Source organism: Nonomuraea sp. NPDC049649, assembly GCF_040675175.1.
Taxonomy (GTDB): Bacteria; Actinomycetota; Actinomycetes; order Streptosporangiales; family Streptosporangiaceae; genus Nonomuraea.
The window spans coordinates 1-1,530 of the sequence record NZ_JBFAOH010000103.1; the positions used below are offsets into that span (position 1 = coordinate 1).

General features: G+C 68.0%; 1 protein-coding gene. It reads right to left on the minus strand.

The window, feature by feature from the left end:
- Positions 1-40 precede the first annotated feature (40 nt).
- Positions 41-1,363 (minus strand): IS701 family transposase, encoded by a 1,323-nt coding sequence (locus tag AB0J42_RS37645; protein WP_364303375.1) that lies wholly within the window; start codon positions 1,361-1,363, stop codon positions 41-43.
- Positions 1,364-1,530 lie beyond the last annotated feature (167 nt).

Genomic DNA, 1,530 nt, shown 5'->3' on the forward strand with positions numbered 1-1,530 from the left:
ACTAGTACGGCAGTCTCCATTCGCGAGCTGAGCTGTGGGTTTATGCGGCTGCCAGGCGGGCGCGTTTATGGAACCAGCGGGCGCGGGCCTGGTGTCGGCGTCGCCAGATCGACCAGTGGGCGGTGTGCAGTAGTGAGGGTGTCGATGTGGTCGCGGCGTTGAACAGGCGTTTGATCTCGGCGATGGTCAGGGGGATCAAGCCGGGGTCGGCAGGAGGTTGCTGGCCGGGCCGGGTGGGTGGCGGGGCCTGGGTGTCGGTGCGGTGCCGTGCGGCCGCAGCGCTGACGGCGCAGATCGCCAGGGCTGCCATGACGAGCACAAGGTGGCGCAGGAACGCCTCGTAGAGACGGACCTGGGACTGGTCCAGGCCGAACAGGTCTTTGGCGGACTCGAAGCTCTCTTCCACCGGCCACCTCAAGCCCGCGGCGGCGATCAGGCGGGGCAGGGTGACTGGCTGGCCTTCGGGTACGAAGCAGTAGTGAAAGGCCAGTTCGCCGTTCTTGCGGTGCTTGCGGACGAGCAGGAAGTGGCGTGGGCCGGAGGTGGCGATCCAGGCCCAGGCGTAGGCGCGTTCGCCCTTGGAGCCCTGGCCGGCCGAGCGGATGGTCCAGGCGCGCTTGGGCCTGCAGTGCCGGGTGACGGCCTGCTGGCAGGTCAGGCGGGTGCCGCCGCCCAGAGTCAGGGCGAAGGAGGACCGCACCCGCAGCACGTAGGCCTGTTGGTGGTCCTCCAGGAAGGTGCGCAGCTTGGTGCAGGTTCCGTAGACCTCGTCGCCGGCGATGAAATCGAAGCCGATGCCGTCGCGCCAGGCGTCGGTAAGCAGGCCGATGGCCAGTTCGCCCTTGGTGGCGAAGACCAGGTCCAGGGGCAGGCCGGTGGTGATCGCTGTGACCGGGTCGGTGATGTGCTCGGCGGGGATCCACTGGCGGGCGCCGATCAGCGCGTGCCCGGTTCCGGCGCGGATGAAGGCCAGGTAGACGGTGTTGACGCCGTTGTCGATGCCGCCCGCGCAGCCCATGTGCTGGCGTTTGACGCCAGCTGTGGCCTGCCCCTTCTTCTCCTGGCCGGACTCGTCGAGTGCACCCACGGTCAGGCGGGTGGGTCCGGGGGCGGCGTTCAGTCGTTCGGCGGCGAATCGGCGTACGACGCTCATGGCGCCGGGGGTGTCCCAGCGGGCGCGGTTCAGCAGGCGCTGGGTGGCGGCGGGAGAGCGGTCCCCGGCGTGCTCGGCGATCGTCCAGCCGTTGCGTTTAGGCAGGTCGGACATGACGGCGTGGATGTATTTGGCGGCCTGCAGTCGGGGCTCGATCCGGGTGAACATCGGGCTCAGCGCGGTGAGCAGGTCGTCGGTGTTCCGTTGCACGCGGCGTGCCTCTAGGATGAGCGCGGCAGCCGCTCTCGATCTTGTACTCGTCACAAAGTCATGATTGTGAGCGGCTGCTCTCGTTGTGCCCGCTTTCGGTCACGAGATCACAACAGCCTCACGCCCGTCCTCGCTGGTCAAACCGTGAATGGAGACTGCCGTACTAG